Origin of the sequence: Spirillospora sp. NPDC000708, from assembly GCF_040299565.1 — a bacterium.
Taxonomy (GTDB): Bacteria; Actinomycetota; Actinomycetes; order Streptosporangiales; family Streptosporangiaceae; genus Spirillospora.
In genome coordinates this window covers 1-20729 of record NZ_JBEPCJ010000116.1, presented here as the reverse complement: position 1 = coordinate 20729, position 20729 = coordinate 1, and the positions used below count along the sequence as shown (strand labels likewise).

19 protein-coding genes are annotated in these 20729 nt (G+C 73.9%); 7 read left to right on the top strand and 12 right to left on the bottom strand.

Going from position 1 to position 20729, the window contains the following annotated elements:
- Positions 1-126: 126 nt before the first annotated feature.
- The 8 genes from truB to rimP all read right to left on the bottom strand — a co-directional run bounded on the left by truB (position 127) and on the right by rimP (position 8885).
- Positions 127-999: a tRNA pseudouridine(55) synthase TruB gene (truB, locus tag ABT299_RS46515; RefSeq protein ID WP_387027478.1), complete on the bottom strand. Its 873-nt coding sequence runs from the start codon at positions 997-999 to the stop codon at positions 127-129.
- Positions 1000-1010: 11 nt separating this feature from the next.
- Entirely contained in the window at positions 1011-2417 is a 1407-nt protein-coding gene (locus tag ABT299_RS46510; protein ID WP_500254729.1) for a DHH family phosphoesterase, read from the bottom strand.
- A 65-nt stretch (positions 2418-2482) separates the two neighbouring features.
- The gene (gene rbfA, locus ABT299_RS46505; RefSeq protein WP_387027474.1) at positions 2483-2992 is read right to left on the bottom strand and encodes a 30S ribosome-binding factor RbfA; all 510 of its coding nucleotides are present in this window, start codon (positions 2990-2992) and stop codon (positions 2483-2485) included.
- Positions 2993-3109: 117 nt separating this feature from the next.
- Positions 3110-3418 (bottom strand): DUF503 domain-containing protein, encoded by a 309-nt coding sequence (locus ABT299_RS46500; protein WP_347256664.1) that lies wholly within the window; start codon positions 3416-3418, stop codon positions 3110-3112.
- A gap of 227 nt (positions 3419-3645) precedes the next feature.
- Positions 3646-6666: a translation initiation factor IF-2 gene (infB, locus tag ABT299_RS46495; RefSeq protein WP_500254728.1), complete on the bottom strand. Its 3021-nt coding sequence runs from the start codon at positions 6664-6666 to the stop codon at positions 3646-3648.
- 108 nt (positions 6667-6774) lie between these two features.
- Positions 6775-7077 (bottom strand): YlxR family protein, encoded by a 303-nt coding sequence (locus tag ABT299_RS46490; protein ID WP_387027471.1) that lies wholly within the window; start codon positions 7075-7077, stop codon positions 6775-6777.
- Between the two features lie 4 nt (positions 7078-7081).
- Positions 7082-8149 (bottom strand): transcription termination factor NusA, encoded by a 1068-nt coding sequence (gene nusA / locus ABT299_RS46485; protein ID WP_190864790.1) that lies wholly within the window; start codon positions 8147-8149, stop codon positions 7082-7084.
- A gap of 25 nt (positions 8150-8174) precedes the next feature.
- Positions 8175-8885 carry a ribosome maturation factor RimP gene (gene rimP, locus ABT299_RS46480; RefSeq protein WP_190864771.1) on the bottom strand — a complete coding sequence of 237 codons (711 nt, stop codon included), beginning with the start codon at positions 8883-8885 and terminating at the stop codon, positions 8175-8177.
- A gap of 249 nt (positions 8886-9134) precedes the next feature.
- On the opposite strand from rimP, the gene ABT299_RS46475 reads away from it, so the two are divergent.
- The 3 genes from ABT299_RS46475 (at position 9135) to ABT299_RS46465 (ending at position 11922) form a co-directional block, all read left to right on the top strand.
- The gene (locus ABT299_RS46475; RefSeq protein WP_241756237.1) at positions 9135-10112 is read left to right on the top strand and encodes a ferritin-like domain-containing protein; all 978 of its coding nucleotides are present in this window, start codon (positions 9135-9137) and stop codon (positions 10110-10112) included.
- A gap of 86 nt (positions 10113-10198) precedes the next feature.
- Positions 10199-10768: a hypothetical protein gene (locus ABT299_RS46470; RefSeq protein ID WP_500254727.1), complete on the top strand. Its 570-nt coding sequence runs from the start codon at positions 10199-10201 to the stop codon at positions 10766-10768.
- Between the two features lie 95 nt (positions 10769-10863).
- Positions 10864-11922: a TRM11 family SAM-dependent methyltransferase gene (locus ABT299_RS46465; RefSeq protein WP_500254726.1), complete on the top strand. Its 1059-nt coding sequence runs from the start codon at positions 10864-10866 to the stop codon at positions 11920-11922.
- A 21-nt stretch (positions 11923-11943) separates the two neighbouring features.
- Here the strand turns inward: ABT299_RS46465 and ABT299_RS46460 are convergent, their stop codons facing one another.
- Positions 11944-12645 (bottom strand): HAD family hydrolase, encoded by a 702-nt coding sequence (locus ABT299_RS46460; protein ID WP_500254725.1) that lies wholly within the window; start codon positions 12643-12645, stop codon positions 11944-11946.
- Between the two features lie 111 nt (positions 12646-12756).
- Here ABT299_RS46460 and ABT299_RS46455 point away from each other — a divergent pair, with 111 nt between their 5' ends.
- Together ABT299_RS46455 and ABT299_RS46450 are read left to right on the top strand one after the other, a co-directional pair.
- Entirely contained in the window at positions 12757-14316 is a 1560-nt protein-coding gene (locus ABT299_RS46455) for a hypothetical protein (protein ID WP_500254724.1), read from the top strand.
- Positions 14317-14429: 113 nt separating this feature from the next.
- On the top strand, positions 14430-14696 hold the full coding sequence (locus ABT299_RS46450; protein ID WP_190864761.1) for a hypothetical protein: 267 nt from the start codon (positions 14430-14432) through the stop codon (positions 14694-14696).
- A gap of 117 nt (positions 14697-14813) precedes the next feature.
- Here ABT299_RS46450 and ABT299_RS46445 read toward each other — a convergent pair whose 3' ends face one another.
- Positions 14814-16211, bottom strand: a complete 1398-nt coding sequence (locus tag ABT299_RS46445; protein WP_387027459.1) for a hypothetical protein — start codon at positions 16209-16211, stop codon at positions 14814-14816.
- Between the two features lie 321 nt (positions 16212-16532).
- On the opposite strand from ABT299_RS46445, the gene ABT299_RS46440 reads away from it, so the two are divergent.
- Together ABT299_RS46440 and ABT299_RS46435 are read left to right on the top strand one after the other, a co-directional pair.
- On the top strand, positions 16533-17720 hold the full coding sequence (locus tag ABT299_RS46440) for a lysylphosphatidylglycerol synthase transmembrane domain-containing protein (RefSeq protein WP_500254723.1): 1188 nt from the start codon (positions 16533-16535) through the stop codon (positions 17718-17720).
- Positions 17721-17962: 242 nt separating this feature from the next.
- Positions 17963-18469: a flavin reductase family protein gene (locus ABT299_RS46435; protein WP_500254722.1), complete on the top strand. Its 507-nt coding sequence runs from the start codon at positions 17963-17965 to the stop codon at positions 18467-18469.
- A 27-nt stretch (positions 18470-18496) separates the two neighbouring features.
- On the opposite strand, the gene ABT299_RS46430 is transcribed toward ABT299_RS46435, so the two are convergent.
- Positions 18497-19732: an ROK family transcriptional regulator gene (locus ABT299_RS46430; protein ID WP_190864786.1), complete on the bottom strand. Its 1236-nt coding sequence runs from the start codon at positions 19730-19732 to the stop codon at positions 18497-18499.
- A complete protein-coding gene (locus tag ABT299_RS46425) occupies positions 19732-20490 on the bottom strand; it encodes an ATP-binding cassette domain-containing protein (protein WP_190864753.1) in 759 nt (252 codons plus the stop codon). The genes ABT299_RS46430 and ABT299_RS46425 overlap by 1 nt, the downstream gene beginning before the upstream one ends.
- Positions 20491-20729 lie beyond the last annotated feature (239 nt).

Sequence of the window (20729 nt, the reverse complement as noted above, 5' to 3'; positions counted from 1 at the left end):
GCGCGCACCGCCGCCGGGAGGTGACGCTCGCCACGCGCCCCTCCGCCCGGCGAGCGCGGGCGTCCGTCGACACGCATGATCCGTTGCCCGGGCCCCGGTTCTCAACCCCCGGCCGGGGCCGCCGCGTCAGCCGACGAAGACGGCGAGGGGTTTGGCGACCCGGCCCTGCTCCTCGACCAGGGCCAGCAGGGTCCCGTCCGGCGCGAACACGCCGACGGGGCCCGGCCCCAGGCCGGCCGCGGCGAGCCGCCCGCCGTGCGCGACCTTGCGGGCGTCGTCCTCCGACACGTCCCGGCGCGGGAACACCGCCGCGACCGCCTCCGCCATCGGCAGGATCTCGAGCTTCTCGCCGAGTTGGTCGAGCGTGCGGGCCATCGCCAGGTCGTACGGGCCCACCCGGGTGCGCCGCAGCGCCGTCAGGTGCCCGCCGCAGCCGAGCGACGCGCCGAGATCGCGGGCCAGCGCCCGGATGTACGTGCCGGACGAGCACGACACCGACGCGTCCACGTCGATCACCTCGCCGTGCCGGCGAACGTCCAGGACCCGGAACTCGTGCACCGTCACCGGACGCGCGGCGAGCTCGACCTCCTCGCCCTTGCGGGCCATCTTGTACGCCCGCTGCCCGTTCACCTTGATCGCGCTGACCTGCGGCGGGACCTGCTCGATCGGACCGGTCAGCGCGGCGATCCCGGCGGCCAGCGCCTCGTCGGCCACCCCCGCGGCGGACGCCGTCGCGGTGATCTCGCCCTCGGCGTCGTCGGTGTTGGTCGACTCGCCCAGCCGGATCGTCGCGTCGTACCCCTTCTCGGTCAGCGCGAGATGGCCGAGCAGCCGGGTCGCCTTGCCGACGCCGAGGACGAGCACGCCCGTCGCCATCGGGTCCAGCGTCCCCGCGTGCCCGACGCGCCGCGTCTTCGCCAGCCGCCGCATCTTCCCGACCACGTCGTGCGAGGTCCAGTCCGCCGGCTTGTCCACGATGACAAGTCCCGAGTTCTCCACGCGCGCGCTCTCTACTCGTCGGTCTGCTCGTCGGTGCGGTCCGGCTCGCGCAGCGCGGCCCGGAGCCGGTCGATGATCCAGGCGGGCTCCCCGCCCATGGTGAACGCGGCGGCGGTGCGGTGCCCGCCCCCGCCCAGCGCCACGCAGGCCCGGCCGACGTCGACCGCGCCCTTCGCGCGCGTCGACACGTACCACTCGCCCCGGTCGTTCTCCTTCAGCACGACCGCGACCTCGGCCTCGTCGGTCCGCCTGAGCTGGTCGATCACGCCTTCCAGCTGGTCGTAGGGGACGTCGCGGGCCTCCCGGTCGGAGCGGGCGATCGTCGTCCAGACCAGGCCGCGGCCGTCCGCCGCGTCGCGCTCCAGCCGGGCCCGCGACAGCGCCCCGGCCAGCACCTGGAGGTAGCCGAACGGCGCCCGGTCCCACAGTTCCCGGCTCACCTCCTCCGGCCGGACGCCCGCCGCCAGCAGCCGCCCCGCCAGGTCGTGCACCTCCGGCGTCGTGCACGGGTACTTGAACGAGCCCGTGTCGCTGGCCAGGCCCGCGTACAGGCCCTGCGCGATGTCGCCGTCCAGCGGCACGCCGAGCCGCCGGATCAGCTCCTCGACCAGCACCGCCGTCGCGGCCGCGTCGGGATCGACCAGCCGGACGCCGCCGAACCCGACATTGGACGCGTGGTGGTCGATGACGATCAGCGCGCCGGCCCGCCCCGCCGCCTCCGCGAGCGACCCGAGCCGCGCCTGCCCCGCCGCGTCCAGGGAGATCATCAGCGCCGGCGCGGCCGGCATCCGGGCGGGCTCGACCAGGAACTCCTGGCCCGGCAGGAACCGCAGGATCGCCGGCACCGCGAACGGCTCGCCGAACGAGGCCAGGCAGCGCTTGCCCAGCGCGTGCAGCGCCTGCGCGAGCGCGAGCATCGAGCCGAGCGCGTCCCCGTCCGGGGCGATGTGGCAGGCGAGGCACACCTCGTCGGCCGCCTCGATCAGCTCGACGGCCCGGTCCCAGTCCAGGCGGTCCGGGGCGGTGTCCGGCGCGCCGGACCAGTCGGCTCCATCGGTGCCGCCGGCCGCGTCGGCTCCGTCGGTGCTCGCACCGGCGTACTCGGTCTCCGGCGGCGCCGTCCGGAGGGCCGCCGGTACCGCCGCCTGTGCCTCGGCACCGTTCACCCCGGCCCCGTTCGGAGCCGAGCCGTTCGCCCCGGCGCCGCCGGAGCCGGAGCCGTTCGCCCCAGCACCGTTCGGAGCGGCCCCGTTGGAACCGGCCTCGTTCGAAGCGGACCCGCCCGCCTCGGAGCCGCCCGCCTCGGAGCCGCCGGACTCGGAGCAGTTCGAGATCAGGGCGGGCTGCGCCGGTGAGCCACCGCGGACGCCGCCGCCGCGCGGCACGATGTCATGGCCGCTCGCCAGGTGACCGCCCATCCCGTGCAGGGCGCACTCCCCGGTCCGGGCGGAGCCCGATGCCTCCGCACGCCCCTCCGGCCCGTTCACGACGACGGGCGTCCGGACCGGCCGTCCTCACCGTCCTCCGCCGCGCCCAGGTCGTCCAGATCCTCGTCCTCATCGAGGTCCTCGGCGGACGGGGGCTCGCGGTAGGGGTTCGCCTCCCCCGCCGGGGCCGCGCCCTGCGCCGCCCTCGCCACCTCGGCGTCCTTCGCGCGGGCCTTGGCGAGCAGGTCGTCGATGTGCGCCGCGTTCTCCATCAGGGAGTCCATGACGAACGTGATGCTGGGCGTGTGCCGGACCCCGGTCTTCCTGCCCACCTCCGACCGGATGACGCCCTTGGCGCTCTCCAGGGCCGCCGCCGTCTCGGCGCGCTCGCCGTCCGACCCGTACACCGTGTAGTACACGGTGGCGTCGCGCAGGTCGTTGGTGATGCGGGTGTCCGTCACGGTCACGAAGCCGAGCCGCGGATCCTTGATCCGCCTCTCCAGCATCTCGGCCACGATCTGCTGGATGCGGTCGGCGAGCTTGCGCGCCCGAGCTGCGTCCACCATGATCGCACTCCCTTTCTCTATGGTCGCGGGGTCCCGCTGGGGACGAACCCCCGCGGGCCCCGGTGTGCCGGCCGGCCGTCCTGCGCTCCGCCGGGGCGGCGCCGGGACTCCGGCCGGTCAGTCCTCGTCGTTGTACAGCCGCTGCCGCGCGGACAGCAGCTCGATCTCCGGCCGCCCGAACACCAGGCGCTCGCACTGGTCGAGCACCTGGGTGCAGTTGGCCGCGGTGCCCGAGACCACGGCGATCCCGATCTCCGCCCTGCGGTGCAGGTCGTTGTCACCGGTCTCGGCGACGGCCACCCCCGGGAAGTGCTTGCGCACCTCGGCGATGATGGGCCGGACCACCGACCGCTTCTGCTTCAGCGACCGTACGTCCCCCAGCAGCAGGTCGAGCGTCAGAGCACCCACGTACACCTGGTCGATCACCTCGGGATCCACAGTAGGAACGACGGCGGTCGGCCGCCGTGTTCCCGGGCCGCCCGGCGGGCGGGCGCCCGGGAATGACAGACGCCAGGCTAGAAGAACCGCCTGGCGTCGTGTCACATTTTCTCACCGGTCCGTCCCGGACGGCCGCCCGCGCGGACCGGGCCCGGAGGCCCGGCCCGCGCGGACGGATCCGTACCGCGGACGATCGGGTGCCGCGAGCGCGGGCCTCAGTCGCGAGGCTTCTCCCGCATCTCGTAGCACTCGATGACATCGCCGAGCTTGATGTCGTTGTAGCCGACCCCGATGCCGCACTCGAAGCCCTCGCGGACCTCGGTCGCGTCGTCCTTGAAGCGGCGCAGCGACGACACCGTGAGGTTGTCGGCGACCACGACGCCGTCGCGGACGAGGCGCGCCTTGGCGTTGCGCTGGATGATCCCCGAGGTGACCATCGAACCGGCGACGTTGCCGATCCGCGGCACCTTGAAGATCTCCCGGACTTCGGCGGTGCCCAGCTGGGCCTCCTCGAACTCCGGCTTCAGCATGCCCTTGAGGGCGGCCTCGATCTCGTCGATCGCCTGGTAGATGACCGAGTAGTAGCGGATGTCGACGCCCTCGCGGTCGGCCAGTTCCTGCGCGTTGCGCTCCGGCCGGACGTTGAAGCCGATGATGACCGCGCCCTCCTCGGACGCCAGCGACAGGTTGACGTCGTCCTGCGTGATCGCGCCGACACCGCGGCGGATGATCCGCAGGCTGACCTCGTCGCCCACGTCGATCTTGAGCAGCGAGTCCTCCAGCGCCTCGACGGAACCGGAGACGTCGCCCTTGAGGATGAGCAGCAGTTCCTGCCGCTTGCCCTCCTGGAAGTCCTTGAACAGCTCTTCGAGGGAGCTGCTCTTGCGGGACTTGAGCAGTTCGGCGTTGCGCTTGCGCGCCACCCGCTTGTCGGCGATCTGCCGGGCCACCCGGTCGTCGTCGACGACCAGGAAGTTGTCGCCGGCGCCGGGCACGGCCGCGAGGCCGAGCACCATCACCGGACGGGACGGGCCCGCCTCCTCGACGTTGTTGCCGTTCTCGTCGAGCATCGCCCGGACGCGGCCGCTGGCCACGCCGCAGACGATCGAGTCGCCGACCCGCAGCGTGCCGCGCTGCACCAGCACGGTCGCCACGGCGCCCCGGCCCTTGTCCAGGTGGGCCTCGATGGCCGAGCCCTGGGCGGGCATGTCGGGGTTGGCCTGCAGCTCCAGCTCGGCGTCGGCGGTCAGGATGATCGCCTCGAGCAGCCCGTCGATGTTGGTGCCCTGCTTGGCGGACACGTCGACGAACTGGGTCTGACCGCCGAACTCCTCGGCGACCAGGCCGTACTCGGTGAGCTGCGCCCGCACCCGGTTCGGGTCGGCGCCCTCGACGTCGATCTTGTTGACCGCGACGACGATCGGCACCCCGGCCGCCGTGGCGTGGTCGATCGCCTCGGTGGTCTGCGGCTTGACGCCGTCGTCCGCGGCGACCACCAGCACCACCAGGTCGGTGGTGTCGGCACCGCGGGCACGCATGGCGGTGAACGCCTCGTGACCCGGGGTGTCGATGAAGGTGATCTTGCGCTCCTCGCCGTCGACCTCGGTCTCGACCTGGTAGGCGCCGATGTGCTGGGTGATGCCGCCGGCCTCGCCGGCCTGCACGTTGGCGTGCCGGATGGCGTCCAGCAGCTTCGTCTTACCGTGGTCGACGTGGCCCATGACGGTGACCACCGGCGGACGGGACACGAGGTTCTCCTCGCCGCCCTCGTCCTCGCCGTACTCGATGTCGAACGACTCGAGCAGCTCGCGGTCCTCGTCCTCGGGGCTGACGACCTGGACGTCGAAGTCCAGCTCGAGCCCGAGGGCCTGCAGGTCGTCGGGGTCCACCGACTGGGTCGCGGTGACCATCTTGCCGAGGTGCATCATGATCGCGACGAGCGACGCCGGGTTGGCGCCGATCTTCTCGGCGAAGTCGGTCAGGGACGCGCCCTGCGGCAGCCGGATGGTCTTGCCGTTGCCGCGCGGAGCCGAGACGCCGCCGACGGCGGGCGCCTGCATGTTCTCGAACTCTTGACGACGCGCCCGCTTCGACTTGCGGCCGCGCGCCGGGCGTCCGCCCGGACGGCCGAACGCGCCCTGCGTGCCGCCGCGACCGCGACCGCCGCCGCCCGGACGGGGGCCGAAGCCGCCGCCACCACCGGGACGACCGCCGCCACCGGCGCGGGGCGCGCCGAAGCCGCCGCCGCCACCCGGACGACCGCCGCCACCGGGACCGCGACCGCCGCCACCCGGACGGCCACCGCCGCCGCCACCGGGACCGCGGCCGCCGCCACCGGGACCGCCGCGCCCGGGGGCGCCGGCCGGCCGCGAGGACGGCATGTTCATCGGGCTCGGCCGCGGACCGCCCGGACGGGGCGGCATGCCGCCGGCCGGACTCGGCCGCGGGCCGCCGGCGCCAGGGGCGCCGGGACGCGGACCGCCCGGACGCGGACCGCCGGGACGGTCGCCGCCGCGCGGGCGCTCGTCGCGCTCGGGACGGTCACCGCCCGGCCGCGGGCCGGGACGCGGACCCGGCTTGGGCGCCTGGCCCATGCCGGTGTTGGTCGAGCTGAACGGGTTGTTGCCGGGACGCGGACGGCCACCGCCGCCGCCCTGGCCGCCCTGGCGCGGGCCGGGACGCGGGCCCGGCTTGGGCGCGCGGGGACCCGGACGCGGGCCGGCCGGAGCGCCGGTGCCGCCGGACGGCGGGGCGCTCGGGGCCTTGGCGGCCGGAACCTGCTGGCTCGGGGCCTGCTGGCTCGGCTGGCTCGGGGCCTGCTGGCTCGGCTGGCCCGGAGCCGGCTGGCTCGGGGCGGGCGGGACCGGCGGACGCGGACCCGGCTTCGGGCCTCCGGCGGCACCGCCGGGGCCGGGGCGCGGCCCGGACGGGCGCGGCCCGGCGGGCCGCGGCGCCTGCGGGCGGGCACCCTGAGATTCCGATCCGCCATTGGGCGGACCGGGACGCGGCGCGGACGGGCGGGGCCCCTGGGGCCGCTTCTGGCCGCCTACGCGCCTGTCCCCCTGCTTGGAGGACGAACCGTTTGAGAAGGCTTCGGTGAGCCTGCGAACGACCGGCGCCTCGATCGTGGAGGACGCCGATCGTACGAACTCGCCCATTTCCTGGAGCTTGGCCATGACGACCTTGCTCTCGACACCGAACTCCTTGGCGAGTTCGTAAACCCGGACCTTGGCCACTGCACTCCCTACTCGGTCCGGGGGTGCGGCCACCGGACCGTCGTTAACCTGCCGTACTCATCGCGGCGTGCTCATCGAGCGCTCATAGCAATCTCGACCTGCTTCCGACTAGACGTCGCTTACCATTCGGCCATCCTGCTGCTGCGCGGCGTTCGCCGCAAGCCGGTCCCGCAGCGCCGTACCGTCGAGCGGTCCCGGCAGGCGGAAAGCCCGCGGGAACGCCCGACGTCGCTCTGCGAGTTCGAGGCACCGCGGGTCGGGATGCAGATGCGCTCCCCGTCCCGGGAGCCGCCCGCGGGGATCGGGGACGATCTCGCCCTCGACCACCACCAGGCGCAACAGGTCGGACTTGGCCGTGCGGACCCGGCAGCCCACACACGTGCGTTGTGGAACCGCCCGGCCACTTTCCATGAGTCTACCGCGCCGAGGCGTCTGCGGGACCTGTCGCATGCTCTCCTGATTCGGAAGATCCGGATTCGCCGGCCTCGGGCGCCTTCGAGGCGGTCCGTCCGGACGGCCCCCCGCCCGCCGGCTCGGTGTCGGACCTGATGTCGATCCGCCAGCCGGTCAGGCGGGCCGCGAGCCGGGCGTTCTGCCCCTCCTTGCCGATCGCCAGCGAGAGCTGGTAATCGGGGACGATCACCCGTGCCACACGGCCGTCGAGGTCGACCACCTCGACCGCTGAAACACGGGCCGGGGACAGCGCATTCCCGACGAACTCGGCCGGGTCGTCCGACCAGTCCACGATGTCGATCTTCTCGCCGTGCAGCTCGGCCATCACGTTGCGGACCCGGCTGCCGAGCGGGCCGATGCAGGCGCCCTTGGCGTTCACGCCGGGCTTGCGCGACCGCACCGCGATCTTGGTGCGGTGGCCGGCCTCGCGGGCGATCGCGGCGATCTCCACGGTGCCGTCGGCGATCTCCGGGACCTCCAGCGCGAACAGCTTGCGGACGAGGTTCGGGTGCGTGCGCGACAGCTGCACCGACGGGCCGCGGTGGCCCTTGCGGACCTGCACCACGTAGGCGCGCAGCCGCTCGCCGTGGTCGTAGCGCTCGCCGGGCACCTGCTCCTGCGGCGGGAGCACCGCCTCCAGCCGGCCGAGGTCGACCAGCACGTTCCGCGGGTCCTTGCCCTGCTGGATGATGCCGCTGACGATGTCGCCCTCGCGCCCGGCGTACTCGCCGAACGTCAGCTCGTCCTCGGCGTCGCGCAGCCGCTGCAGGATGACCTGCTTGGCGGTGGTCGCCGCGATCCGGCCGAAACCGGTCGGGGTGTCGTCGTACTCGCGGAGGGCGTTGCCCTCCTCGTCGGTCTCCGTCGCCCACACGGTCACGTGCCCGCTCTGCCGGTCCAGCTCGACGCGCGCGCGGGGCGCGGCGCCCTCCGTCCGGTGGTAGGCGATCAGCAGGGCGTCTTCGATGGCCTTGACGGCCACGTCGAGCGAGATGTCCTTCTCGCTCTCCAGGCCGCGCAGGGCGGTCATGTCGATGTCCACGAGGTTCCCCCCTCTAATCCGGCTCAGCCGGAGAACGCGTTTCCTCGGCCTCGCCGGGTGGAACGGGCGAGCCGCCCCCCTCGGGGGGCGTGTCCTCCCGGGAGGACGGCCCCCCGGGCTCCCCGGAGAGGGGTTTGAACTCCACCTGGACGCGGCCGCGCCCCAGCTCGTCGAGGCCGAACCGGCGGCGCCGCGTCCCGGGGCTCCCCGGTCCGGCGGACTTGCCGCCGCCCTTGCCGGACCCCTTGGCCCGGGCGGGGGCGACGTCGATCTCGACGGCCTCGTCGTCGGCCGCCACCACGCGGCCCTCGACCTGGCCGCCCTCGGCCAGCGGGACGACGACCAGCCTGCCGACGGCGCGGCGCCAGTGCCGCGGCTCGGTGAGGGGACGGTCGACGCCGGGCGAGGTCACCTCCAGCACGTACGGCGAGGCGCCCATCACGTCGGAGCCGTCCAGCAGCCCGGAGGCGGTCTCGCTCAGCCGGGCGATGTCGTCCAGGCCCACCCCGCCGTCGCCGTCGACGACGATCTTGACGAGCCGGCGGCGCCCGGCGGGGCGCACGTCGACCTCCTCGAGGTCGAAGCCGGCCGCGTCGACCGCGGGGGCGAGCAGCGCGGTCAGCTCCGCGATGGCGGCGTCGCGGGCCGGCCGGGCCGGGGCGTCGCCGCGCGCGCCCCGGGCGCGGCCCCCCTGAGCGCGGCCACCGCGGGACTCGACGCTCATGGGACCCTCCTCCTGTTGTGCCTTCCCGCCCGCCGGTGAGGGCGGCGGGACCTGTCGCTGAAGTCACCGCTTGTCCGCTGACTCCTCAAGACTATCGAGAGCCGGACACCTCAGCGGCCTTTCGAACAGCTCACCGGCGCGCCGGATATGGAATGCTTGAGCTGGCCCGATGGACGCGTCCGGCGACCGGGACGGAGCCGCGGCGCGGCGCGGGCCGCCACCACCACACCACCGGGTGAGGAGACTCCCTTGCCAGAGGCCGTGCCGCGCCTGCCGGGAACCGTGTCGCGCCGGGGGCTGCTGCTGGGCGGCGGTGCCGTGCTCGCGGCGCCCTGGCTGGCGGGCTGCGCGGCGGAGGCGGCCGGGCCCCGTCCGGACGTGTCGACGCTCGTCGGCGCGATCACCTCCGAGCAGGACCTCATCGCCACCTACGAGGCGGCGAAGGCGGCGGACGCGTCGCTGGCCCGCCGTCTCGATCCCGTCCTGGCGCACCACCGGCAGCACCTGACCGTGTTGAAGCGGCACTACGTGCCCGGCTCGGGGCGGAGGGCCCACGAGGGCGGCACGATCCCGCCGCCGCACGCGGCCGAGCTGCCCCAGGGGCCGGCGGAGATCCTCACGGCGCTGCGCCTCGCGGAGGACCGCGCCGCCGCCGCCCGCCGCGCCGACACCGCCAAGGCCCCGCCGGGGCTGGCGCAGCTGCTGGCGAGCATCGGGGCGTGCGAGGCGGGGCACGCCGAGACGGTCCGCGCGCATCCGCCCGCCGACCCGGCCAAGTCGCCGACCCAGGCGATCCAGACGGCCCTCGCCGCCGAGCACGCCGCCGTGTACGGCTACGGCGTCCTGGGCGGCAGGCTGCGGGGCGCGCTGCAGCAGGCCGCGAAGACGTACTGGGACGCCCATCGCGCGCAGCGGGACAAGCTGGTATCGATCCTGTCGGCGCAGCCGGTGGCCGCGGCGGCCGGATACCGGCTGCCGATCAAGGTGACCAACGCCCGCAGCGCCGCCCGGCTCGCCGCCGCGCTGGAGGACGACCTCGTCCCCGCCTATGTGGGTCTCGCCGGCGCGTCCGCCGCGGACCTGCGCGTCTTCGCCGCCGACAGCGCCGAGCGGTCGGCGGCGCGGTCGGCGAAGTGGCGGGCGAGCGCGGGCGACGGCGCCCCTTCGGCGGCCTTCCCGGGGCTGCCGCCGGCGGCCCTGTCACCCCGTCCCGAACCCGGTGAGTGATCTTCGGCACGACGGGAACGAATGCGCTTCATGTACGCGTTGTCGCTTTTGCACTGGCCTACTCGGGGGAGGAGCCCAGACCTGCCATGACCAGCACCCCGCACCGGTACGAGACCGACGGGCCCGCCGGCCGCGCGCCCAGTGCGCTGGACGAGTTGCGCGCCGCCTACCGGGAGCAGCTGAACCAGCTCGCGGCCGAGCGCGACGAGGCCCGCCGCCAGGCCCGCCGCGCCAAGGCGCAGGCCGCCGTCGCCCGCGCCGATCTCGCGAGCCTGCAGAGCCGCGTCCAGGAGCTGCTGGCCGCCGCCGCGCGGCACCTGCCGGATCTGCCGGCCGTGGAGCCGGCGGAGCGTCCGGCCGAGATCGAGTCCGCGCCCGCCGCGTCCCGCGCGCTCCCGGCCCCCGAGCCCGCCAGGGCCGAGGGCACCGGGAACGAGCGCCCTGAGAACGAGCCGGCGGAGATCGAGCCCGCCGTCGCGGAGTCCGCGGACGCCGCCCGTCCCGTGGACGCGCGTCCCGTGCCCGTGGGAGCGGTGGTCGCGGCGGAGGCGGCCGAAGTCGAACGTGCGGCCGAGCGGTCCGGCGGAGAGACGGTCCGGCACCAGAACAGGCGCAAGTCCCGGAAGGCCAGACGCAGGAGCGTCCGGACGGGTTGACCGGGGAGGAACGGCCCGCACATGGGCCGCGCGGAGGCCGCCGGGGAGGATTTCCCGGCGGCCTCTCCGCGTCCCCGAACTGCTAATGTCCTGCGGTGACTTCGTACGGCCTCCTCGTCTCCCCCTCGCACAACCGGGTCTACGCACAGGCAGCCTCCGGCCTGGTGAAGGCGGAGCTGGCGGTGTTCGGCGAGCGGGCCCTCGGCGGACGCCTCCGCGACATCGAGGAGACGTCGATCGGCGGCGTCCCGTACGTGACGTTCTCGGCGGACGACCTGAGCGACACCGACATCCGGCTCCTGTCGAACCTGTCGTCGCTGTACGCCCTGTTCGAGATCGAGGGCGAGCTGCTCAGGCCGGTCGGGCTGAAGCCCCTGGACCTGTTCCCCAGCGACCTGCTGACCATCCAGAAGTACTCGGGGAAGACGAACGAGTACTTCACGAAGCTGCTGCTGAACGTCACCGCGATGGCGACCGACTCCCCCATGGACCTGGTGGCCGGCAGGCCCCGGCTGCTCGACCCGATGTGCGGGCGGGGCACCACGCTGAACCAGGCGATGATGTACGGGCTGGACGCGGCCGGCATGGACGTCGACGGCAAGGACTTCGACGCCTACGCGGCGTTCATCAAGACGTGGCTGAAGAACAACCGTGTGAAGCACCAGGCGGAGATCGCGCCCGTCCGGCGGGACAAGGCGGTGCTGGGCCGGCGCCTGCACGTCACCCTCGGCGCGTCCAAGGAGCTGTACAAGAGCGGCGAGACGATGGAGATCACCGTCGTGAACGCCGACGCGGCCGGGGCCGGGCGGTTCTTCCGGCCCGGGTCGTTCGACCTGATCGTGACGGACGCGCCGTACGGGGTGCAGCACGGCAGCCGGTCGAAGGGCGCGCGGCAGGGCCAGAAGAACGGGCCGCGGCTGTCGCGCAGCCCGGTGGAGCTGCTGGAGACGGCGGTGCCGGAGTGGACGCCGCTGCTGCGGCGCGGCGGCGCGATCGGGATCTCCTGGAACACGTTCGTGGGGCGCCGCGAGGAGCTGGCGGAGATCCTGACCTCCAGCGGGCTGGAGGTGCAGGACTCCGAGCCCTACCTGGGCTTCCGGCACCGCGTCGACCAGGCGATCTCCCGCGACCTGATCGTCGCCCGCAGATCCTGACCCTTTCTAAGGGCGCCACTCCTAGGGGGCGTGCCAGGTCTCCACGTGTGGGAGCAGCTCGCCGATGTCGTGGATCAGCGCGTCCGGGGGCGTGAGGCCGGGGCGGGTGAAGGCGTGCGTCGTCTGGTGCCAGATCTGCACGGCCCGCAGCCCGGCGGCCTTGGCGCCGTGGATGTCGTCGTAGGGGCGGTCGCCGACGAAGACGCAGGCGGCGGGATCGGTGGCGCCGACCGCGTCCATGGCGGCGCGGAACGCCTCGGCGTGCGGTTTCGTCCACGGGATCTCGCTGGAGTAGACGGCGCCGTCGAGCAGGCGGAGGACGTCGTCGCGGGCGAAGATCCGCTCGTGCAGGTCGCGGCTCCACATGGTGTTGGACAGGACGCCGACCTTGATGCCGCGCTCGCGCAGCTCGCGGAGCAGGCCGGGGACGGCCGGGTCGGTCCAGGTGTGCGGGGTCCACGTCTCGTAGTGGGTGTCGAGCAGCGCGTCGGTCGGCTCGACGCCGGCGAGCGCGAACAGCTCGGCGAGGGTGGCGCTGCGGTGCTCCTCGGTGCCGCGCCGCCACAGCTCCAGCTCCGCCTCGGCGAGGGCGGCGGCGACGGTCTCGACGCTGTCGGCGGGCAGGTGCGGGGAGCAGATCGTCCGCCACATCTCGGGCAGCTCGACGTCGTGCCAGGGGGTCAGCGTGCCGCCCCAGTCGAAGATCACTGCTTGTAGGGCCATGCCGGAAATCGTAACCATCCGGGCACTCCGCACGATGATCCGTTTACGCGGTGAACCTGTCCCGGAGGGCGCGACCGGGGCCGTCCTCGTCCCCGGTTTAGGAGCCCCTCCATGCGCAGACCGCTCGTCGCCTCCGCCCTGTCGGCCGCCCTGCTCGGCGCCGTCGCCGTCCCCGCGGTCGCGGGGACCATCCCCGACGGTCCGGGGAAGGGCCTGGTTCCGCAGTACATCGGCGGTCCGGCGACGCCGAAGGCGCTCGCGGGGAAGCCCGTGCCCGCCAACCCGTATCAGGGGCCGGTCGGCACGTCGTCGATGCACGCGGACGGCTACGCGTCCGACACCTACCCGTTCATGGGGCCGCTCGGCCGGAACCCCGAGGTGCTCAACGACGCCAAGGGCGGCGGGCTGCCGGGCCTGTGCTCGACGGTCACCTTCGCGAAGCGGACGGGCCTGATCGTCGCGCAGTGCACGCAGGGGCAGAACTTCATGCTGCGGCTGATCGACCCGGTGACGCTGAAGGACCTCGCCACCTACCAGCTCCCGCCCAGGTCGTCGACGGTGCAGGCGGTGTTCTCCGGCAGCCTCGACAAGGTCTTCACCGACACCTCCGGCGGCGCCTACTACTACCTGGACCCGCAGGACCGGGCGGTGCTCGCCGACTCGGCGTTCCACCTGCGCCGCTTCGCCCACGAGAAGGGGCCGGACGGCGCGTGGCGGTTCACGGTCACCGACGACTGGGACCTGTCCCGCTACCTCCCGCACGACTGCGCCACCTGGACGAACCCGTGGCCGAAGGGCGAGTGCGACCCGATCACCGCGGTCGGCCCGGACTGGACGGGCCTGATCTGGTGGATCACGCGGGCCGGGCGGATCGGCACCGTGGACCCGGGGTCGGGCGCGGTGAGGATGACGCGGCTGCCCGGCGAGCAGATCCAGAACTCGTTCGCGGCCGGGGCGGACGGCGTCTCGATCGTGTCGGACCACGCGCTGTACCAGATGAAGGCGGGCCCGGACGGGACGCCGAAGGTGCTGTGGCGCGAGACCTACGACCGCGGCACCGGCCGCAAGCCCGGGCAGATCGACCAGGGTTCGGGGACGACCCCGACGTTCCTCGGCGACCGGTACGTGGCGATCACCGACAACGCCGACGACCGGATGCACGTGATCGTGCGGCGCCGCGACGACGGCGGGCTGGTCTGCCAGGTCCCCGTCTTCGGCAGCGGCGCGAGCGCGACGGACAACTCTCTCATCGGCTACGGGAGCAGCCTGTTCGTCGAGAACAACTACGGATACAAGAACTTCTTCGAGCTGCCGCCCGGCGGGTCGTCCACGGGCGGGGTGAGCCGGGTGGACGTGAACTCCGGCGGGAAGGGCTGCCGTACCGTCTGGACGAGCCCGGAGCGGTCGCCGTCCACGGTGGCGAAGGTCTCCGTCCCGGCGGGGCTGCTCTACCTGTACACGAAGGACCCGCGCAAGGACCTGATCGACGCCTGGTACCTCACGGCGGTGGACGTCCACACGGGCCGGACCGTCTACAAGGTGCTGACCGGTACGGGCAAGTGGTTCGACAACAACTGGGCGCCCGTCACCATCGGCCCGAACGGGACCGCGTACGTGGGCGTGATCGGCGGCCTGGTCGCCGTCCGCGACCGCGATCAGGCCCGCCCGTAACCGCGATCAGGCCCCTCCGGAACGCGGTTAGGCCCGTCCAGACCGTGAGTAGGCGCGGCGCCAGCGGGGATACACGTCTGATCGGACGAACCCGACCGGACCGTGGAGGAGCCATGAGGGCGCGCAAGCCCGGGGAGAGCCGCGACTTCCGCGAGGACGTCGACGACATGGGCGACAACGATCAGGACATCGAGATCGGTCTGACCGAGGAGTACGTGACCGACCCGCCCGACGACCTGAGGATCGAGGACCCCCAGCCGGACCCGGACGGGCTGAGCATCGACGAGTACGAGCGGGAGGCGGAGCGGGCCGGCGACGACCCGCCGGAGCCCGACACCGCCGCGGAATCCGATGCCGTGAACCCCACCCGCCGCCCGTAGCCCGCTCGCGGCCTTCCGCAGCGCCCCGGCTCGGCGCGCGGCAGGGGCCCCGAGAGGCCGCGGCGCCCGTACGGACGTGTGCCGTACGGGCGCCGCGGCCGTTCTCCGGGCCTGGGGCTAGGGCATGCCGGGCCGCTGCAACTGCTTGCGGTAGGTCCAGAAGAACATCCGCTGGTTGGGGCGTTCGGTGATGCCGTAGATCCGGTCGCCGCCCGAGTACGGGTCGAAGGCCAGGGACTCCCCGCCGATCGGTCCGACGATCTTGAACGGCGCCTTGCCGTCCCCGTCCCGGTCGCTGTAGAACGCGCCGGGGGCGGTGAGGGTAGTGCTGTAGTAGATCGTGTCGCCGCCACCGCCGTGGTAGCCCGCGACGCCCTGGACGTTCGTGAGGTTCGTCCCGTACACGACCATGGACTTGACCTGGCCGGACGCGTCCGCCTGCAGCGAGCCGTCGGCGTTGAGCGGCCACCGGACGACGCGCATCGGCTTCGCCGACGTCACGCCGCCCCCGGTCTTGTACTCGGCCGTGAGCAGGCTCTTGGGCGAGGTGGTCGGGTCGTAGGTGACCGTGCTGAAGCACAGGTCCTTGTCCTTGGCGGACGGCGCCTTGTCCCAGGCGGGGCAGGCCCCCGCGTTGAGCGGCCGGTACATGCCGGTCTGGAACAGGACGTACTTCTCGCCGTGCGCGTAGAACTTGCCGTCCGTGGCGTCGACGCCCAGCCCGGTCTTGCCGGTGGGCACCTGGTAGGTGCGGCGGACGTCGTAGACCCGCAGGCCCGAGGTGTCGGCGGTGTAGACGTAGTCGCCGGCGAGGGCGACGCCGCCCTGGTGCTGGGGCGCGTCGGCGACGCCCTGGGCCGAGGCGGCGCCGGGCGCGGGCGCGGCGGGACGGACGTCCTTGACGGCGAGCTTGCCGGCGGCGGTCGCGGTCGGGATGGCGAGCGTGACGGGCTGGTAGGCGCCCGCCTTCTCGACCAGGGGGCGCTTGCCGACGGTGAGGCGCGAGCCGTCCGTCACCCAGTCGGAGCCGGACAGGTGCCGGTGGTACCAGCTGAGCACGAACCCGTCGAGCTGGGCGGTGCGGCTGGTCGCCACGCCCTGCGGGATCCAGGACTTGCTGCTCTTGTCGCCGTTGGCGAAGCACCAGGCGCCGACCGTCAGCTTGGCGTTCATCGCCTTGACCGCGTCGTTGGCCCCGCAGCCGCTCTTCCAGACCAGGCCGTTCTTCGCGCCGCTCGCTGCGGCGGCGAGGTTCGCCTGCCGCTTCATGCCGCGGGCCGGGTTCGCCGCCGTGTCGTCGAGCTGCTTGAGCGCGGCGGCGGAGACGGGAGAGGACTTCAGCGTGAACGAGACGCCGGAGAGCGGGGCGGTGTCGCCGGCGCCGACAGCGGCGGCGGCCTTGGACACGGTGACGTGCTCGGCGGATCCGGACGGCAGGGCGACGGCGCCGGCGACGGCGAGCGCGGCCGCGGCGGCGGTGGCGCCGAGGACGGCCGTCCTTCGGGGAGCGGGCATGGAGTCCTTTCCGTCGGGGCGGGAACAAATACGACAGAGGGGAGATCCTAGGCAGGAAGGCGATCAGCTGTCAGAGCAACGCGAGAGGTTGCTGACGAGCCCGCCGGGCGCGCCCGGCGCGGACCCCGTGGCAAAGATCACTTTGTGGTTCCGTGACCCGCTCCAGGGGAATGTCATACCGGAGCCGTAGGTTGCGCTAGGCGGGCGAGCTTGCGAGGTGACCGGGACATGACCGAGACAGTCGCGGCACCGGCACACCCCCCGGCCGACGTCGCCTCACCCCGTCCGCTGCCGGATGGGACACGATGGGACGGACCGGACATGGACGAGCCGTCCCCCGACGACCTGTTCCTCGAACGGCCGGCCGGCGCGCACGCCGTGGACGACGCGCCGAAGCGCCCCTGGTGGCGGCGCAAGGCGGGGCTCCTGCTCCAGTGGGGAGTGCTGCTCCTCGCCGTCGCGGCGCTGCCGCTCTACCGCGACTCGCTTCCCGACCTCGGCGCCATGTGGCACTCGATCCGGCACGCCGATCCCGGCTGGCTGACGATGGTGGTGCTCGCGGTGGCAGGCTCGATGGGCGCCTTCGCCCGGCTCCAGCGGCGGCTGCTGCGCGTCGGCGGGCTGCGGATGCCGCTGCGCCGCGCGTTCGCGATCACCTACGCGGGCAACGCGCTGTCCACGACGCTGCCGGCGGGGCCCGCGGTGAGCGTCGTCTACACGTTCCGGCAGTTCCGCCGCGGCGGGGCGTCGGCGAAGCTCGCCACGGCCGTGATCATCGCCGGGGGCGTCATCACCACGACGACCTACTCGGTGATCGGCCTGCTGGCGCTGCTCGCCGACCCGGCCACGCGGGGTCCGGCGCTGACCGGGCTCGCCGTGCCCGCCGTCCTGCTCCTGATACTGGTGCCGCTGCTGCGGTGGCCGCGCCCGCGCGCGGTGCTGACGGCGCCGCCGCGCCGCGCCTTCCAGTTCGCGCTGGCGCATCCGAAGCTCGGCCCGTGGGCCGAGCGGCTCGCCGGCGTCCGCGACGTGCTGCGCCCGAACCGGCGCGACTGGGCCGCGCTGATCACGCTCGCGACGCTGAACTGGGTGCTGGACATCCTCGCGCTGCTGGCCGCGGCCCACGCCGTCGGCATCGACGTCGACCCGCACGCCGCCGCGCTCGCCTACTTCGCGGCGCAGGCCGCGGGCAGCGTGCTGCCGGTGCTGCCGGGCGGCCTCGGCGCGATCGAGGGCAGCATGGCCGCCTCGCTCGTCGCGTTCGGCGCGGCGCTGTCCCCCGCCGCCGCGGCGGTGGGCCTGTACCGGCTCGTCTCGTACTGGGGCGTCGTCGCCGCCGGCTGGATCGCCTGGCTCGGCCTGCACGAGGGGCCGCGGCTGCCGGCGCCGGTGAAGGCCCGGTTCGCCGGGGCGGGACGGCTCGTCCTGGACGGCCTGACCTCGACCGCGACGCTCAACCCGTACAGCGCGGTGCCGCTCGTCATCCCGGCCGAGGCGCGCCGGCCATAGGCGCATCACCCGATCCGCAGAGCCCCGGGCCGCAGGGCGGTCCGGGGCTCGGCCATGGGACCGAGATCCGACCGGGACCTTTGACGGAGATCGTCCCTTTTGGGAATCATCATTCCCGGAGAGCGGCTTTAGTGGTCATGCAGGCCGCACCCCCTCCTCCCGGCGACACGCCCGCGCGACCCGGACCGGCGGGGCCCCGACGCCTGAGCAGGCGATTGGTCGACAGAAGGGATCGAGCCCCCATGGCGCAGGGAGCCATCACGCCGGCGGCGGACCTCGACGGCGCACGGTTCCGGCAGGTGATGGGCCGGTTCGCGACCGGCGTGGTCGCCATCACGGCCGTCGAACCCGGCACGGCGCGGCCCACGGGGATCGCCGCCAACTCCTTCACCTCGGTCTCCCTCGATCCTCCCCTCGTGGCGTTCTGCGTCGCCCACACCAGCACCACCTGGCCCCGGCTGCGCACCTCGGACCGGCTCTGCATCAACATCCTCGGCGAGCCCCAGCTCGACGTCTGCCGGCGGCTCGCGCTCAAGGGCGGCGACAAGTTCGAGGGCATCGACTGGACGGCGAGCCCGAGCGGCGCCCCCGCCATCGAGGGCGCCCTCGCCTGGATCGAGTGCTCCGTCGAGCAGGAGCACGTCGCCGGCGACCATGTCATCGTCGTCGCCCGCGTCCACGCCCTGGACGAGAACCACGACGGCCGCCCCCTGGTGTTCTACCGGGGCGCCTACGGAGGCATCGCCTAGCTCAAGGCGCGCCCTGGAGGCGGGCTCCTAGCGCGCCGAAGGGGAGGCGATCTCGGCGCCGCGGAGGCGGGCGAGGACCTGGACGGGATCGGACAGCACCTCGGCGAACGCGAACTCGGCGGCACCGACCAGGGTGGTGTCGTCGCCGAGGGCGGCGGTGCGGAGCCGGACCTTCTCGCGCGGCGCGTCGAGCGCGCCGGTCGCGAGCACGCTGCGGATCTGCGCGGCGGCGCCGAGGTAGATGTCGCGCAGCGTCCCGCCGAAGATGACCAGGCCGGGGTTGAACACGTTGACGAGGTTCGCGACGCCGAGGCCGAGCCAGGTGCCGACGCGGTGCAGCGCCTCGCGGGCGACGATGTCCCCGCGGTCGGCGGCGTCCACCACGTCGCGGACCGCGTCGCGGCCCGCCTTGTTCGTCGGCTCCTCGCGGCCGGCGTGGGCGAGCAGCGTCCGCTCCCCCACCTCGGCCTCCAGGCAGCCCTTCGAGCCGCAGGCGCACTGCCGGCCGCCCGGATTGACGATCATGTGGCCGATCTCGCCGCCGAAGCCCTCGTCGCCGCCGAGCAGCCGGCCGTGCGCGATGATGCCGCCGCCGACGCCGACGTCGCCGTGCAGGTAGATGAGGTTGTCGCAGTTCACGCCGGCGCCGCGCTCGTGCTCGGCGAGCGCGCCGAGGTTGGCGTCGTTGCACACCGACACCGGGATGCCGAGGCCGAGCCGGCGCGACAGGGCGTCGCCGAGCCGCAGGTCGCCGACGTCGAGGTTGGGGCCGAACATGATCATGTCGTCGGAGCGGCGGACGGTGCCGGGGAAGCCGAGGGCGGCGCCGACGCAGACCGCGTCGCGCTCGGCCTTGCGGACCAGCGAGCGGGCGCCGGCGACGAGCATGCCGAGCAGGTCGGACGGGTCGGAGTCGCGGGCGCGGGTGCCCTCCCGGCGGTCCAGGACGACGCCGCCGAGGCCGACGCGGGCGACGACGAGCCGGTCGACGCCGACCTCGAACGCCAGCACGTAGACCCGGGTCGACTCGGGCCGCACGACGAGGGACGGGCGCCCGGCGCGCCGCCCCGGCCCGCGCGGCAGCTCCTCGCGGACGAGGCCGGCGGCGGTGAGGTCGGAGGTCAGCGCCATGATGGTGCTGCGGTTCAGCCCGAGGCTCTCGGCGAGCGTCGCGCGGGACGCGGGGCCGCGCAGGTGCACGAAGCGCAGCAGCGTCCCGAGGTTGTGCCGCCGGATGTCCTCTTGTGACGGGCCCGCCTTCATCATCGCCGCAGCCCCAGGTCGCCGCTGACGCCGGAGGTGATCAGCTCGACGACCTGCCGGTGGGTGACGTCGGCGGTGCGCACCTGCGCGGCCATGCGGCCGAGGTACAGCGCGGCGATCCGGTCGGAGACCGCGAACACGTCGTTCATGTTGTGCGAGATGAGCACGACGGCGAGGCCCTTGTCGGCGAGCCGCCGGACGATCTCCAGGACCTGCTGGGTCTGCGCGACGCCGAGCGCGGCGGCGGGCTCGTCCAGCACGACGAGCTTGCTGTCCCACAGCACGGCGCGGGCGATCGCGACCGTCTGCCGCTGCCCGCCCGACAGCGTGGAGATCTTCTGCCGGACCGAGCCCATGGTGCGGACGGACAGGCCGGACAGGGTCCTGCGGGCCAGCTCCTCCATCCCGGACTCGTCGAGCGCGATGCCGCGCCGCTGCTCGCGGCCGAGGAACAGGTTCTGGACGATGTCGAGGTTCTCGCAGAGCGCGAGGTCCTGGTGGACGACCTCGATGCCGAGGGCGGCGGCGTCGCGCGGGCTGCCGAGCCGCACGGGGCGGCCCTCGAAGCGGTACTCCCCCGCGTCCGGCGCGTGGATGCCGCCGATGCACTTGACGAGGGTGGTCTTGCCGGCGCCGTTGTCGCCGACCAGCGCGGTGACCTCGCCCGGGTACGCGGAGAAGGCGATGTCGTGGAGGACCTTGACGGAACCGAAACTCTTGTCGATGCCGCGCAGGTCGAGGACGGGCGTCACTGCCATGCCGAGGGGCTCCCACCGTGCCGCGTCACCGCGCGCCGATCGGTCGTGGGCAGTGAGCGTATCAGCCGCGTTCACGGGCCGGGAAACGCGCGCGGCGCCGCCCGGAGCCGGCGGCTCCGCGTCGAACGGCGGCACGGGGCCGAACGGCGGCACGGGGTCGGACGGCAGGGCGGGACCGTACGGCAGGGCCCGGGGGCCGGCGGCGGGGGGCGCCCGGCCCCCGGCGGGGCGCGGCGGGG